11 protein-coding genes and 2 tRNA genes are annotated in these 14,529 nt (G+C 62.0%); 9 read left to right on the top strand and 4 right to left on the bottom strand.

The annotated features are described in order from the left end of the window. Positions 1–27 precede the first annotated feature (27 nt). Entirely contained in the window at positions 28–510 is a 483-nt protein-coding gene (locus EDD52_RS01340; RefSeq protein ID WP_132241225.1) for an MSMEG_0572/Sll0783 family nitrogen starvation response protein, read from the bottom strand. A 290-nt stretch (positions 511–800) separates the two neighbouring features. On the opposite strand from EDD52_RS01340, the gene EDD52_RS01335 reads away from it, so the two are divergent. Beyond that, positions 801–2,165 carry an aminotransferase-like domain-containing protein gene (locus tag EDD52_RS01335; RefSeq protein WP_132241224.1) on the top strand — a complete coding sequence of 455 codons (1,365 nt, stop codon included), beginning with the start codon at positions 801–803 and terminating at the stop codon, positions 2,163–2,165. A gap of 54 nt (positions 2,166–2,219) precedes the next feature. Here the strand turns inward: EDD52_RS01335 and EDD52_RS01330 are convergent, their stop codons facing one another. The 3 genes from EDD52_RS01330 to EDD52_RS01320 all read right to left on the bottom strand — a co-directional run bounded on the left by EDD52_RS01330 (position 2,220) and on the right by EDD52_RS01320 (position 5,617). Then, positions 2,220–2,693, bottom strand: coding sequence for a hypothetical protein (locus EDD52_RS01330; RefSeq protein WP_132241223.1), 474 nt, complete (start codon positions 2,691–2,693; stop codon positions 2,220–2,222). Further along, on the bottom strand, positions 2,690–2,857 hold the full coding sequence (hemP, locus tag EDD52_RS01325; protein ID WP_132241222.1) for a hemin uptake protein HemP: 168 nt from the start codon (positions 2,855–2,857) through the stop codon (positions 2,690–2,692). Before hemP ends, EDD52_RS01330 begins: the two co-directional genes overlap by 4 nt. A 411-nt stretch (positions 2,858–3,268) precedes the next feature. After that, a complete protein-coding gene (locus EDD52_RS01320) occupies positions 3,269–5,617 on the bottom strand; it encodes an ATP-dependent helicase (RefSeq protein ID WP_132241221.1) in 2,349 nt (782 codons plus the stop codon). Between the two features lie 145 nt (positions 5,618–5,762). On the opposite strand from EDD52_RS01320, the gene EDD52_RS01315 reads away from it, so the two are divergent. The 8 genes from EDD52_RS01315 to EDD52_RS01280 all read left to right on the top strand — a co-directional run bounded on the left by EDD52_RS01315 (position 5,763) and on the right by EDD52_RS01280 (position 14,277). Then, complete coding sequence (locus EDD52_RS01315; protein WP_207905950.1) at positions 5,763–6,905, top strand: alpha-hydroxy acid oxidase; 1,143 nt, start codon at positions 5,763–5,765, stop codon at positions 6,903–6,905. Between the two features lie 109 nt (positions 6,906–7,014). Further along, complete coding sequence (locus EDD52_RS01310; protein WP_132241220.1) at positions 7,015–10,455, top strand: pyruvate carboxylase; 3,441 nt, start codon at positions 7,015–7,017, stop codon at positions 10,453–10,455. A gap of 200 nt (positions 10,456–10,655) precedes the next feature. Beyond that, entirely contained in the window at positions 10,656–11,042 is a 387-nt protein-coding gene (locus EDD52_RS01305) for an MAPEG family protein (RefSeq protein WP_132241219.1), read from the top strand. Between the two features lie 9 nt (positions 11,043–11,051). After that, complete coding sequence (locus tag EDD52_RS01300; RefSeq protein WP_132241218.1) at positions 11,052–11,771, top strand: TerC family protein; 720 nt, start codon at positions 11,052–11,054, stop codon at positions 11,769–11,771. Between the two features lie 236 nt (positions 11,772–12,007). Further along, positions 12,008–12,082: transfer RNA gene (locus EDD52_RS01295), tRNA-Gly, on the top strand. Positions 12,083–12,099: 17 nt separating this feature from the next. Further along, positions 12,100–12,174, top strand: a tRNA-Gly gene (locus EDD52_RS01290). Positions 12,175–12,377: 203 nt separating this feature from the next. Beyond that, positions 12,378–13,337, top strand: coding sequence for a DNA cytosine methyltransferase (locus tag EDD52_RS01285; protein ID WP_132241217.1), 960 nt, complete (start codon positions 12,378–12,380; stop codon positions 13,335–13,337). Between the two features lie 40 nt (positions 13,338–13,377). After that, positions 13,378–14,277 carry a NaeI family type II restriction endonuclease gene (locus tag EDD52_RS01280; RefSeq protein WP_132241216.1) on the top strand — a complete coding sequence of 300 codons (900 nt, stop codon included), beginning with the start codon at positions 13,378–13,380 and terminating at the stop codon, positions 14,275–14,277. The last annotated feature ends 252 nt before the right edge of the window (positions 14,278–14,529 follow it).

Raw genomic sequence — 14,529 nt, 5'->3', positions numbered from 1 at the left:
ACCGGCCCGTCCCGGGCGATCAGCGGATCACACTGTCCAGGTGTCGAGGATCACCGCGTTCGCCTTCTTGTGCAGCAGGATGCAATCGAGCACGTCCTGCGGCGCAATCGGAATGATGCCGGGCAGCAGAGAAGGTTCGCCATGCCCGTAAAGCGCCTGAAGCGCAAAGCGGCAGGCATAGACGGTTCCGCCTTCGGACATGAACTTCTTGAGGTTCACCGCAAAGTTCTGGTGGCCGGGGAACGCCTCGTCGCCCAGCGTTGGAAAACCGCGCTGGATGCCGAGCGTGACGCCGGGGCCGTAAAGCAGGATGGAGGTCTCATAGCCCTTGCGGTTGAGCCGGATGGCGTTGAGGATATTAACCAGCCCGATGGAGCCTTCGAAGGCCACGGTGTGGAAGGTGACAAGCGCCTTCTCTCCTTCATCGGCCTTCACGTCCTCAAAGACCTTCTCTTCGTAATTGACGAAGAAATCGCCGTCCTTGTGCATTTCCTTGGTGACTTCGGGCATCTCGCGCTCCTGTTCCTGTGTTGCGTCTTCGATGGATCAAGAGATGCGGTAGCCGGATTGTACGAATCAATCGGCAGTGCAATTTCCATACAATGTAATCGTTCGAAAAGGGTCGTCTGGAGGTGATTGTGCCAATAATTTGCGCAAATACAGTCATTCTACCTACAATTTTCGGCTGAAATCCGGAGAATCGCGCCTTTGCACCAAGGCAGCTAGTGATGCATACAATCTGCTTCAATCCGTGACCAGGATGCGCTAGGCAGGTGTTACGCAAGATGAAAAGGACGCCGATGCACTGGATCCCCACAGCCCTTGAAAACGGCAAGCCGCGCTATCTGGCGATTGCGGATGCGATTGCCCGCGATATTCGCGAAGGTCATTTGACGGACGGCACCCGTCTGCCGCCGCAGCGCAAGCTGGCCGAGCGTTTGGGGATCGATTTCACCACCGTATCGCGGGCCTATACCGAGGCGCGCGCGCGCGGACATGTCGAAAGCCATGTCGGGCGTGGCACGTTCATCCGGGGCAGCGTGGTGTCCAATGCGCCGGACATGGCGCGCGCCGGCGAAGAAGACCTGTCGATGAACATGCCGCCGGAACCCACGGATCCCGCGCTGCGCCGCCGGATGCAAGAGGGGCTGGGCTATGTTTCGGCGAACCTGATCGACCTCTTGCGCTACCAGTCGACGACCGGATCGGATCGCGACAAGGCAGCGGCGTCAAGCTGGCTGTCGATGCGCGGGATGGTGCCTTCGCTTGAACGCGTGGCAGTGACGCCCGGTGCCCATGCAACGATGGCCGCGATCCTGTCGATCATCACGCGCCCCGGCGATGTCGTGCTGTGCGAGGCGGTCACCTATCCGGGCATTCGCAACGTCGCGGGGCGTTTCGGGGTAAAGCTGGTCGGCGTGGAAATGGATGCAGGCGGCGTGCTGCCCGACGCGCTGGAGGCCGCTATCGTGGCGCATGGTCCGAAGGCGCTTTACCTCAACCCGACCTTGCAGAACCCCACCACGCTGACCATCCCGGCTTCGCGACGTGAAGAGATCGCCGCCGTTTTGTTGCGCCACGAGCTGACCCTGATCGAGGATGACGCCTATGGATTCATCCCCACCCGTTCGCCCGCGCCCATCGCGCTGTCCGCGCCAGAGCTGACATGGCATATTGGCGGGCTGGCGAAATGCATCGGCGCGGGACTGCGGCTGGCCTATACGATTGCGCCCACGCCCCGCTGTGCCTTCCACCTGTCGCATGCGATCCGGGCGCTTTCCGTGATGCCGTCGCCCTTGTCCTCTGCGCTGATGACACAATGGATCGAGGATGGCACCGCCGACAGCATCCGCCGCTTCGTCCGGTCCGAGAGTGCTGCGCGGCAGACAATCGCGGCGGAGGTCTTGCGCGGTTTCACGTTTCGCGCGGCGGACAATGCCTTCAACATCTGGCTCGAACTGCCTGCGGGTGTGACCCGTGCAGAGGTGGTTGCCCGCATGGCGCGGCGTCCGATCGGCGTGACGCCGTCGGATGCCTTCACCGTGCTGGGCAAACCGGAAGAGAAGATCCGCGTGGGTCTTGGTGGGTCGGTGACCCGTGCAGACCTGCGCGAGGCGCTCGTGTTTCTGTCCAACACCATGGCGCCGAACACGTTCATGGGGTGACACCACGGCCCTTGGCATCTGTCTGCGCAGATCAAGGCGCCGGGGCGCGACCCTTCAGTGCAGCGTCCCGGTGTATCCGGCTGTCAGCCGCGGCTCGTCCTGCCCGGCCATGCGACGAAGGGCAATGCCAAGCGATTGCGCAAGATCGACGATACAAGGCGCCATATCCGGCCTGACCAGAAGCGTCGCGAGCATCATCGCATCCTCGCGCGCGCCTTCGCTGGCTGCGGCGACGAAATTGGCAAAACACGCCTCATCCGCGCCAAGACATTTGCAGCTGACATGGTGGCGCATCAGCGGGCGACGCCCATGGCGAGAGCATAGCTGGCACAAGTCCTCAAGGCTTTGCAACGCAGAGCGTCCGTGCCGGGTGCCCAGTGTTCCGGCAAAATCGTTCCAAACCTGCTGCTGCGCTTCTGCACCGTTGCACCACAGGCGCAGGTAGAGCACCGCGCCAGCCTCTACGGCGCCAAGCTCGTCAAGGTAGCCGACCGGCGCACCGCCGCGATGTTGGGGAGCGGCCGTCATTTGGTCAGGATCAGCTTGCCGGCCTTCGTGATGCGAAGCCGGTAGACTTGGTCGCCCAGGGTGATCTCTGCCAAATCGCCGCCGCATGTCAGCTCTGTCGCGTCATAGCGGGGCAGGGCTGGCGAGGCGTTGAGTACGGATCTGTCGGGGATCTGAGCTGTCATCTTACTGCCCTCGCTCGGCCTTCGACATGATCGAGCAGCCATTCGAAGCTGAGCCATTCGGTCGCCCGCCCGACATCCGCCAGGTTCCAAAGCTCAGAACGGCAGGGGCAAGGCTCTGCATACCGGGTCGTTTCATCAGGGTTTACGGCGCGTGTTTTCTGCATTGGGATACCTCCACAAAATGTGGTCGGGCTTCCCCTCATGCGTATGGGGTGGCTGGACATCTGATAGGTGACTCATTTGGTCACCTTTGTCAACCTGAGTAATTTAGTCGGATACTATTGCGCAAGGCAGTATTCAGGGCGGATCACCTGCGGGTGTCCGGACATGCGAAGCTGGCGTTGCAGGCCACGATCTGCCCGGCCACCTAAGAGGCAGGGTAAACTCGGCACCGGGCAAAGCACCGTCAGATCAGAAGGGAATGTCGTCCGCCGCAGAGATATAGCTCGCCACGACTTTCTTGGTTCCGGCCTTCTCGAACGCGATTTCCAGCTTGTCGCCTTCGATGCCGATGATGCTGCCATAGCCGAATTTCTGATGAAACACGCGCTCGCCGGTTTCAAAACGCGACACGGCCTCAAGGTCGATCACGGTATTGCGGGTCTCGCGTGGTTGGCTGACGGGGCGCTGTGCGGACCGTTCCTGCAGACGGCGCCATCCGGGAGAGTTGTAGACATTGGCATCCGCCGCACGCTGTTCGATCCCGGAAGAACCACCCATCCCGGCGGCACCATAACCGCCACCGTAAAGGCCCGGCGGTGTCAGAACCTCTACATGTTCCTCGGGCAGCTCATCAATGAAACGCGAGGGCAGGGCGGATTGCCATTGCCCAAAGACCCGCCGATTCGCGGCAAAGGAAATGGTGCAGATCTCCTCGGCCCGGGTGATGCCGACATAGGCGAGACGGCGCTCCTCTTCGAGGCCTTTCACGCCGCTTTCATCCATCGAGCGTTGCGAGGGGAATAGCCCGTCCTCCCATCCCGGCAGGAAAACGGCGGGAAATTCCAGCCCCTTGGCCGCGTGCAGCGTCATGATGCTGACTTTGGCGCCGCCATCGTCTGTCTCGTTATCCATGATCAGGCTGACATGTTCGAGGAAGCCTTGCAGGTTCTCGAAATTCTCCAGCGCCTTCACGAGTTCCTTGAGGTTTTCCAGCCGTCCCGGTGCCTCTGGCGTCTTGTCGTTCTGCCACATGCCGGTATAGCCGGATTCGTCGAGGATGATCTCGGCCAGTTCCATATGGGTGACGTCATCATCGCCCGCCATACGGCCCCAGCGCGCAAGGTCTACGACCAGCCGGCCCAGCTCCTTGGCGCCTTTACCCTTGATCAGCCCCTGTTCCACGGCCAGTGCCGCACCATCGATCAGCGAAACACCATTGGCGCGTGCGGTGGTCTGGATGGTCTGTTGCGCCTTGTCGCCCAGCCCGCGCTTGGGTGTGTTGACGATGCGTTCAAACGCCAGATCATCATCGGGGCTGACCACGCAGCGGAAATAGGCCATGGCATCGCGGATCTCCAGCCGCTCGTAGAAGCGGGGGCCGCCGATAACGCGGTAGGGCAGGCCGATTGTCAGGAACCGGTCCTCGAAGGCGCGCATCTGGTGCGAGGCGCGTACAAGGATGGCCATTTCGTCAAGCGACACCGGCCGCATCCCGCGCGTGCCCTTTTGCATGGACTCGATCTCTTCGCCGATCCAGCGCGCCTCTTCCTCGCCATCCCAATGCCCGATCAGGCGAACCTTTTCGCCGTCCTGTGCCTCGGTCCAGAGCGTCTTGCCCAGCCGTCCCTTGTTGCCGTCGATAACACCGGAGGCAGCGGCAAGGATATGCGGGGTGGAGCGATAATTCTGTTCCAGCCGGACGACATGCGCGCCGGGAAAATCCTTTTCGAACCGCAGGATATTGCCCACTTCGGCGCCGCGCCAGCCATAGATCGACTGGTCGTCATCGCCCACGCAGCAGATATTCTTGTGCGATGCCGCCAGCAGCCGCAGCCAGAGGTACTGCGCGACGTTGGTATCCTGATACTCGTCCACGAGGATGTATTTGAACCAGCGCTGATACTTTTCGAGCACATCGGGATGGGCCTGAAATATCGTCACCATATGGAGCAGCAGGTCACCGAAATCGACGGCGTTCAGCTCTTTCAGGCGGGCTTGATACTGGGCATAGAACTCTACCCCGCGGTTGTTGTAGGCGCCCGCATCGGCGGCAGGCACTTTCGATGGCGTAAGCGCGCGGTTTTTCCAGCCGTCGATGATGCCCGCCAATTGCCGCGCGGGCCAGCGCTTGTCGTCAATATTCGCAGCCCGAATCAGCTGTTTCATCAGGCGAATTTGGTCGTCTGTGTCCAAAATGGTGAAGTTGGACTTCAACCCGGCGAGCTCGGCATGGCGGCGCAAGAGTTTCACACAGATCGAATGAAACGTGCCAAGCCAAGGCATCCCTTCCACCGTCTGTCCCAGCATCCCGCCGACGCGGTTCTTCATCTCGCGCGCGGCCTTGTTGGTGAAGGTCACGGCCAGAATTTCGTTCGGGCGGGCGCGCCCGGTGTTCAGCAGGTGCACGATCCGGGCGGTCAGCGCCTTGGTCTTGCCGGTGCCGGCACCAGCCAGCATCAGGACAGGACCGTCCAGCGCCTCCACCGCTGCGCGTTGCGCCGGGTTCAACCCGTCAAGATAGGGTGCGGGCCGCGCGGCCATCGCGCGCGCCGACAGCGATGCGCCCTCAAAGGCGTCCATTTCGTCGAAACTGCTCATGGCGCCAAACTAGTCGGAGTCGGTCGGGAAGGGAAGGCTCGTTCCCGCTATGTTCGCAGATGGTTTTGCCGAAAAAATAGATTTTTTGTCAGATTCCTGCGGCGATCCGCTGGACAAGGCTACGGTTCCGTCGCAAATACCCGCCATGGATCTTCACGCCCGATTTCCGGCAATCTCCGACCTGAAGACCCGCGCAAGGCGGCGTGTCCCCCATTTCGCCTGGGAATATCTTGACAGCGCGACCGGGGTGGAGGCCACGAAGGCACGCAACCGCGCCAAGCTGGACGAGGTGCTGTTCATGCCTTCGATCCTGCATGGGGAGTTCACACCCGACCTGTCGACCTCGCTTTTCGGCCAAAGCTACCCGTTGCCGTTTGGGGTCAGCCCTGTGGGGATGTCGGGGCTGATGTGGCCCGATGCAGAGCGCAGGCTGGCAAGTGCCGCGACGAAGGCCGGGCTGCCCTACGGGCTGTCAACGGTCGCGACCCGGACGCCGGAAGATCTGGCGCCGCATGTCGGGGGCAATGGCTGGTTCCAGATGTATCCGCCCCGAGATGAGGCCGTCCGGAGGGATATGCTGAAACGTGCCCGTGATGCCGGGTTTTCGACCTTGGTGCTGACGGTGGATGTCCCGGCGGCCAGCCGTCGCGAGCGCCAGCAACGCTCTGGCCTGACCTCTCCGCCGCGGCTGACACCGCGGATACTGGCGCAAGTCGCGCGCTGCCCTGTCTGGGCCGTGGGGACATTGCAACACGGCATGCCGCGGATGAAGCTGATCGATGATTACGCCGCCAAGGTGACCGGTCTCAGCAGCACCGAGCATGCGGGCTACCTTCTGCGCACTGCGCCGGGCTGGGATTACCTGCAATGGCTGCGCGACGAATGGGACGGGCCCTTCGTGGTCAAGGGTGTGATGCGGGCCAGCGACGCGGCACCGCTGGAGGCGGCCGGCGTTGATGCGCTGTGGGTTTCCAACCATGCCGGGCGTCAGTTCGATGCCGCCCCCGCGAGTATCGAGGTTCTGCCTGAAATTCGTGCAGCAACCAAGCTGCCCCTGATTTTCGACAGCGGGATCGAGGGCGGTCTGGACATGCTGCGCGCCCTGGCTCTGGGAGCGGATTTCGTGATGCTGGGCCGGGCATGGCATTTTGCCCTTGCGGCACTGGGCGATGCGGGGCCGCCCCATCTTGTCGACATGCTTTCGCGCGATCTGGCGGCGAATATGGTGCAGATCGGGGCGCGCAAACTCTCGGACCTTCCGGACTGCCTGTGGCCGAGGCGTGCTTGACTCTTATGCTGCAGGTGCAAAAGATCACTTCTAACGCGGCACAATGCCGCCCCGTGTGGCCCGTCAGGGCGACACATCGACGGGACCTCAACGACGGGACAGAACCAGAATGACCGATTTCAACAAGATCCTGATAGCCAACCGTGGCGAGATTGCCATTCGCATCATGCGGGCGGCGAACGAGATGGGCAAGAAGACGGTCGCCGTCTATGCCGAGGAGGACAAGCTGGGTCTGCATCGGTTCAAGGCGGACGAAGCCTATCGGATCGGCGAGGGGATGGGGCCGGTTGCGGCCTATCTCAGCATCGAAGAGATCATCCGCGTTGCCAAGGAAAGCGGCGCCGATGCCATCCATCCCGGCTATGGTCTGCTGTCTGAAAACCCCGATTTCGTTGACGCCTGCGCGGCCAACGGCATCACCTTCATCGGGCCCAAGGCTGCAACAATGCGCGCGCTTGGCGACAAGGCCAGCGCCCGGAAGGTTGCGGTCGAGGCGGGCGTGCCTGTCATCCCGGCGACCGAGGTTCTGGGCGACGATTTCGACGCCATTGCCAAAGAGGCCGAAGAGGTTGGCTATCCGTTGATGCTCAAGGCCAGCTGGGGCGGGGGCGGGCGCGGCATGCGTCCCATCAACGGCCCGGAAGAGCTGAAGGAAAAGGTGCTGGAAGGCCGCCGCGAGGCCGAAGCCGCCTTTGGCAATGGCGAGGGCTATCTGGAGAAGATGATCACCCGCGCCCGCCACGTAGAGGTGCAGATCCTGGGCGACAGCCACGGCAATATCTACCACCTTTATGAGCGCGACTGTTCGGTCCAGCGGCGCAACCAGAAGGTCGTGGAGCGCGCCCCTGCGCCCTACCTGTCCGAGGCGCAGCGCGAAGAGATCTGCGAGCTTGGCCGCAAGATCTGTGCCCATGTGAATTATGAATGTGCGGGCACGGTCGAATTCCTGATGGATATGGACACGGGCAAGTTCTACTTCATCGAGGTGAACCCCCGCGTGCAGGTCGAACATACCGTCACCGAAGAGGTCACCGGCATCGACATCGTTCAGGCTCAGATCCTGATCGCCGAGGGCAAATCGCTGGCCGAAGCCACGGGCAAGGCCAGCCAGTATGACATCCGTCTGAACGGCCACGCTTTGCAGACCCGGATCACCACCGAGGATCCGCAGAACAACTTCATCCCCGATTATGGCCGTATCACCGCCTATCGCTCGGCCACCGGCATGGGCATCCGTCTGGACGGGGGCACGGCCTATGCGGGCGGCGTGATCACGCGTTACTACGACAGTCTGCTGGTCAAGGTCACCGCCTGGGCGCCGACGCCGGAAAAGGCAATCGCACGGATGGACCGTGCCCTGCGCGAATTCCGTATCCGGGGCGTCAGCACGAATATCTCCTTTGTTGAGAACCTGCTGAAGCATCCGACCTTCCTCAACAACCAGTACACGACGAAGTTCATCGACGAGACGCCCGGCCTGTTCGATTTCAAACAGCGCCGCGACCGGGGCACCAAGGTGCTGACCTACCTCGCCGATATCAGCGTGAACGGGCATCCCGAAACCGCAGGCCGTGTATTGCCCGCCTCTGATCTGAAGCCAGCCCGTGCGCCTGAATTGCGTGCGGAACCTGTGCCCGGCACCCGCAATCTTCTGGAAGAAAAAGGCCCGCAAGCCGTGGCGGACTGGATGGCGGCGCAGAAACAGGTGCTGATCACTGACACGACGATGCGCGACGGACACCAGTCGCTGCTGGCCACGCGGATGCGCAGCGTTGACATGATCGGCGTGGCCCCTGCCTATGCCGCCAACCTGCCGCAGCTTTTCAGCGTCGAATGCTGGGGGGGCGCGACCTTTGACGTCGCCTATCGCTTCTTGCAGGAATGTCCCTGGCAGCGCCTGCGCGATCTGCGGGCGCGCATGCCCAACCTGATGACGCAGATGCTGCTGCGGGCCTCCAACGGGGTGGGCTATACCAACTACCCCGACAACGTGGTGCAGAGCTTCGTCAAGCAGGCGGCCGCGACGGGCGTGGATGTGTTCCGCGTCTTCGACAGCCTCAACTGGGTCGAGAATATGCGCGTCGCGATGGATGCGGTGATCGACAGCGGCAAGGTCTGCGAAGGCACGATCTGCTACACCGGGGATATCAACGACCCCGACCGCGCGAAATACGACCTGAAATACTATGTCGCCATGGGCAAGGATCTGAAGGCGGCTGGCGCGCATGTGCTGGGGCTGAAGGACATGGCGGGCCTTCTGAAACCCGCCGCGGCCGGGCCCCTGATCACGGCGCTGAAGGAAGAGGTGGGGCTGCCCATACATTTCCACACGCATGACACCAGCGGCGCTGCGATTGCCACGGTGATGGCGGCGGCGCAGGCGGGCGTGGACGCCGTGGATGCTGCGATGGATGCGCTGTCGGGCAATACCAGCCAGCCGACGCTTGGCTCTATCGTCGAGGCGCTGCGCTGGACCGACCGGGACACCGGGCTGGACATCGGCGCGGTGCGCGAAATTTCCAACTACTGGGAGGCGGTGCGCGGCAAATACGCGGCGTTCGAATCCGGCCTTCAGGCACCCGCATCCGAGGTCTACCTGCACGAGATGCCGGGCGGCCAGTTCACCAACCTCAAGGCGCAGGCCCGCAGTCTGGGGCTGGAGGAACGCTGGCACGAGGTCGCCCAGACCTATGCCGATGTGAACCAGATGTTCGGCGATATCGTCAAGGTCACGCCCTCGTCCAAGGTGGTGGGCGACATGGCGCTGATGATGGTCAGCCAGAACCTGACCCGTGCCGAGGTCGAGGACCCCAAGACCGACGTGGCCTTCCCGGATTCGGTGATCGACATGATGCGCGGCAACCTGGGCCAGCCTCCGGGCGGCTTTCCGGAAGGCATCCTGAAAAAGATCCTCAAGGACGAAAAGCCCAACACCGAACGTCCCGGCAAGCATCTGCCCCCCGTGGATCTGGAGGCCACCCGCAAGGAGCTGTCCGATATGCTCGACGGGATGGAGATCGATGACGAGGATCTCAACGGCTATCTGATGTATCCCAAGGTCTTCCTCGACTACATGGGGCGGCACAAGACCTATGGGCCGGTCCGGTCGCTGCCGACGCTGAACTTCTTCTACGGGATGGAGCCGGGCGACGAGATCTCGGCCGAGATCGACCCCGGCAAGACCATGGAGATCCGCCTGCAAGCCCTGGGCGAGACGGACGAGAATGGCGAGGTGAAAGTCTTCTTCGAACTGAACGGCCAGCCACGCGTGATCCGCGTGCCCGACCGCAAGGCCAAGGCGACCACCGCTGCGCGCCCCAAGGCGGAGCTGGGCAATGCCAATCATGTCGGCGCCCCGATGCCCGGTGTTGTCGCCTCTATCGCTGCGCAACCCGGCCGCCCGGTCAAACAGGGCGATCTGCTGCTGACAATCGAGGCCATGAAAATGGAAACCGGCATCCACGCCGAACGTGATGCGGTGGTCAAGGCCGTGCATGTCCAGCCCGGCGCCCAGATTGACGCGAAGGACCTGTTGGTCGAGCTCGAATAAACGCCGCTTTCAGGGCGCGTGCGCCGCTGCTAATGTGAACAGGCCATGCAATCGCGTGGCCTGTTTTCTGTGAGGGGCTGCATGTTCTTCGACCCAAGTCGCGGCAAAACGTTTCGCGTGTTTGCCCAGCCCCGGATCATCTGCAATCTGGGTCCGCGCCACGCGCCGCCTTCCGATACATCTGAAATGAGAGGCTACCCATGTTGACCGCAACACCGCTTTACGCCGGGTTGATTACCCTTCTGTTCCTCTGGCTCAGCTTCCGCGTGGTCGGCAGCCGACGCAGCCAGAAAATCTCTGTCGGGGATGGCGGCGATGCGCTTGTAATGCAGCGTATGCGGGCGCAGGCCAACTGCGCCGAATATGCCCCGCTGGGGATCATCCTGCTGGCACTGGCCGAGTTGCAGGGCATGCCGGTCTGGCTTGTGCATGTCTTTGGCCTGATGCTGCTGGCCGGACGCGTGGTGCATGCCTACGGGTTCAGCGTGACCCCGCAGGTCTTCAAGGCGCGCGTCTGGGGGATGTACCTGACAATCGCCATGCTGGCGTTCATGGCGCTGGCCAATATCTTTCACGCTCTTTTCTGAGGATTTCCAATGTTGGAACTGCTTAACGATCCGGCGGTCTGGGCCTCTTTCCTGACGCTGACCATTCTGGAAATCGTGCTGGGGGTCGACAACGTCATCTTCATCTCGATTGCGGCCGCGAAGCTGCCGCAGGAACAACGACGCTCCGCGCGGATGATCGGGCTGTCCGGCGCGCTGATCCTCCGGGTGGCGTTGCTGTTCTCGATCGCGTGGATTGTCTCGCTCAAGGACCCGTTCTTCTCGGTCTTCGGGCATCCGTTCAGCTGGCGCGACATCATTCTGCTGGTGGGTGGCTTGTTCCTGATCTGGAAAGCCGCGACCGAGATTTTCGACGAGGTCGAGGGTGTGGAGCATGAGGCGAACGTGGTCGCGGCAAGCTTTGCGTCCGTATTGGTGCAGATCATGATCCTCGACGTCGTGTTCTCTCTTGATTCCGTGATCACGGCTGTCGGGATTGCCGATCATCTGGAGGTCATGATCGCGGCGGTGGTGATTGCCATTCTGGTGATGATGGTCGCGGCGGAACCGATTTCCAGGTTTGTCGAGGCGCATCCCTCGACCAAGATGCTGGCGCTGGCATTTCTCGTGATGGTTGGCATGGCGCTGATTGCCGACGGTTTCGGCTTCCACGTCGAACGAGGCTTCATCTATGCCGCGATGGTTTTTGCGGGCGGGGTCGAGGCGCTGAACCTGATCCGCGCAAAGCGCCGCCGCGCGGCCAAATCCTGATGCTGGCATGACCGGGTGGCAGGCGGGAGGCTTCTGCGCCGTTCTGGCCCGGTCCGGGATGCGAGGGGACGCCCCCCTTGCACGCCAGCGGGTATGTCTGGCGATGTGATGTGGACAGGTGAACGGCAGGTCGGCGCGGGGAACCGGAGGGCAAGGACGCGAAAACTCGCATCTTGTGCATTTTTCCCCTTGCAGCCCGGTCGGCTTGGTTTTACATGCCTCACACCCAACTGATTGCGGGCGTAGCTCAGGGGTAGAGCATAACCTTGCCAAGGTTAGGGTCGGGCGTTCGAATCGCCTCGCCCGCTCCAGTTGGACTATATAGGAGGCGGGCGTAGCTCAGGGGTAGAGCATAACCTTGCCAAGGTTAGGGTCGGGCGTTCGAATCGCCTCGCCCGCTCCAATATAGCCGGTCACCCACCGGCATTTCTGACAGGGCCGCCTTCGGGCGGCCTTTTCTGTTCTTAGGGGCCAGCCCGGCCAGACAAACTTGCGCGCATGGTCCTGTCCGGTTAAGAACGAACTAAGAACATGAGCGTGACGTCCCGTGGGTGGTTGATTTGCGCCGACACAACGGGTTGTATGTGTGAAAAAAGGGCCTGCAACATGCTGACATCTGTGGAACTATGCGCCGGTGCGGGCGGGCAGGCGCTTGGGCTGGAGAAAGCCGGTTTCGCTCACAAAGCTTTGGTCGAGATCGACAAGCATTGCTGCAATACGCTGCGCCACAACCGGCCGGAATGGAACGTTCTTGAAGAAGATATCCGGATCTTCAAGGAGAGCGCCGCCGATCATAAGGGCATTGATCTTCTGGCCGGCGGTCTGCCCTGCCCACCATTCTCTGTCGCGGGCAAGCAGCTGGGCGAGAAGGACGAGCGCAACCTGTTCAACGACGCCATAGACATCGTGGATGCGGCCAGACCACGGGCCGTGATGATCGAGAATGTGCGCGGATTTCTGGATGCGGTCTTTCACGACTATCGCGAAAAGCTGAAGACGCAGCTGGACAAGCTGGGCTACCGGACGGATTGGCGTTTGCTGAACGCGTCCGACTACGGGGTGCCCCAGTTGCGGCCACGGGTCGTGATCGTTGCGGTCGAGAAGGCGCGGGCGGATTTCTTCGACTGGCCCGAACCCAACCCGCATAATCCGCCGACAGTGGGCGAGACGCTGCGCGACCTTATGGCGGCGCGGGGCTGGCGCGGCGCAGAGGATTGGGCCGCGAAGGCCGACGAAATTGCACCGACCATCGTGGGAGGCTCCAAAAAGCATGGCGGGCCGGACCTGGGGCCGACGCGGGCACGCGCAGCCTGGGCCACGCTGGGGGTGGAGGGGAGGACGATTGCGCCCGAGGCGCCGGACCCCTTTCACAACGGCATGCCCCGGCTGACCGTGCCGATGGTGGCGCGCATTCAGGGTTTCCCGGATGACTGGCATTTCACCGGCGCAAAGACCAATGCGTACCGACAGGTTGGCAATGCCTTCCCGCCGCCCGTGGCGCAGGCCGTTTCCGCCCAGATCGCCCGCACGTTGCGCAAGCGCGTCCTGCGGACGGTGCGCGGCTAAGCCTGCACGGCCTTCCCCGTTTCACTGAAGGGGCATTGCATTGAAAAAGACCCTTCCGGACAGCATTGTGGTGACCGGCCACCCCGATCACGCCCTCCTGTCGTCTCTCGCGACAGAGATACTGGCACGGGCAGGCGGCTCCCAGGCGCTGGAGGCATCCTTTCCCGCGATGCTGAGGCAATGCATCGACGACGTGATCATGACGCCCAAGACCGGGCGGCGGTCCTATGACGAGCTGGAAAAGACCGAGAAGACCTATATCGGCACGCGGGTCGAGATTGAGCTGCGTGCCATGCTTGGCCTGTCAAAGGGCAAGCTGGACACGGTCATTCTGGGCCATGATGTCGATATCAAGCACACGATGGGGTCGAACTGGATGATCCCGACCGAAGCGTTGGGGCATCCCTGCATCCTCGTCGCCGCGGATGAGGCGCGGGCGATGTGCTATCTGGGCCTGATCGTTGCGCGTCCCGACTACCTGACACTTGGTCAGAACCGCGACGCGAAGAAAAGCGTGTCGGCGGCGGAGTTCGCGAATATTCTATGGTTGCTGCGGGGGCAGAACTATCCGCCAAATTTCTGGCGGACGGTTCCGGGTGAGGCGATCGGCCGGATCTTTGCGGGACGTTCGGGCAATCTGCGAATGACCACGCTGTTTCGCGAGGTGCAGGACGTCCCCATCTCGCGTGATGTGGTCGCGGCAGTCGCGCAGCAGCAGGACTTCATGCGCCGTATCCGCTCTGACAAGGGCAGGGGGGCGCGAGATCATCTGGCTCGTGAAGGCATCATCTTGCTGTCCGGCCAGTATGACGCGCCGCTGATCGCTGCGCTGGGGCTGCCCCATTGTACGGGAAGCGAGTTCATTTCTCATTCCGTGACCTCGGAAAAAGAGGTGGCGCTGGCGGCGCAGCACGGGATATGCGTGGACGTCATTTCCTGACTGTTTGGGTCGAAAATTGCCCCGCTTTGGGCGATGGGTAAATACCCCTAGGCAATCATACGAATATCTAAATATGAGCGCAAAAGGTACAAAGGTCATGTTCCGTCGTGCATCCCCAAGCCGACATGTTCGCGTAATGAGTGACTTTATCGCGTAACGAGTGCTCCAAGTCTTTTGCGAGTGCCATAAGCGCTCTGCCCACCGCGGCAGAGCGCGTTTTGGCGTTGAACTATATGCGTTTTCAGTGTGTAA

This window comes from Primorskyibacter sedentarius (assembly GCF_004342065.1).
GTDB lineage: Bacteria > Pseudomonadota > Alphaproteobacteria > Rhodobacterales > Rhodobacteraceae > Primorskyibacter > Primorskyibacter sedentarius.
This window is presented reverse-complemented; position numbering and strand designations above follow the sequence as displayed.

Coding starts and splice junctions, on each gene's coding strand:
- EDD52_RS01340 (WP_132241225.1), bottom strand. CDS start 510: ATGCCCGAAGTCACCAAGGAAATGCACAAGGACGGCGATTTCTTCGTC.
- EDD52_RS01335 (WP_132241224.1), top strand. CDS start 801: ATGCACTGGATCCCCACAGCCCTTGAAAACGGCAAGCCGCGCTATCTG.
- EDD52_RS01330 (WP_132241223.1), bottom strand. CDS start 2,693: ATGACGGCCGCTCCCCAACATCGCGGCGGTGCGCCGGTCGGCTACCTT.
- hemP (WP_132241222.1), bottom strand. CDS start 2,857: ATGACAGCTCAGATCCCCGACAGATCCGTACTCAACGCCTCGCCAGCC.
- EDD52_RS01320 (WP_132241221.1), bottom strand. CDS start 5,617: ATGAGCAGTTTCGACGAAATGGACGCCTTTGAGGGCGCATCGCTGTCG.
- EDD52_RS01315 (WP_207905950.1), top strand. CDS start 5,763: ATGGATCTTCACGCCCGATTTCCGGCAATCTCCGACCTGAAGACCCGC.
- EDD52_RS01310 (WP_132241220.1), top strand. CDS start 7,015: ATGACCGATTTCAACAAGATCCTGATAGCCAACCGTGGCGAGATTGCC.
- EDD52_RS01305 (WP_132241219.1), top strand. CDS start 10,656: ATGTTGACCGCAACACCGCTTTACGCCGGGTTGATTACCCTTCTGTTC.
- EDD52_RS01300 (WP_132241218.1), top strand. CDS start 11,052: ATGTTGGAACTGCTTAACGATCCGGCGGTCTGGGCCTCTTTCCTGACG.
- EDD52_RS01285 (WP_132241217.1), top strand. CDS start 12,378: ATGCTGACATCTGTGGAACTATGCGCCGGTGCGGGCGGGCAGGCGCTT.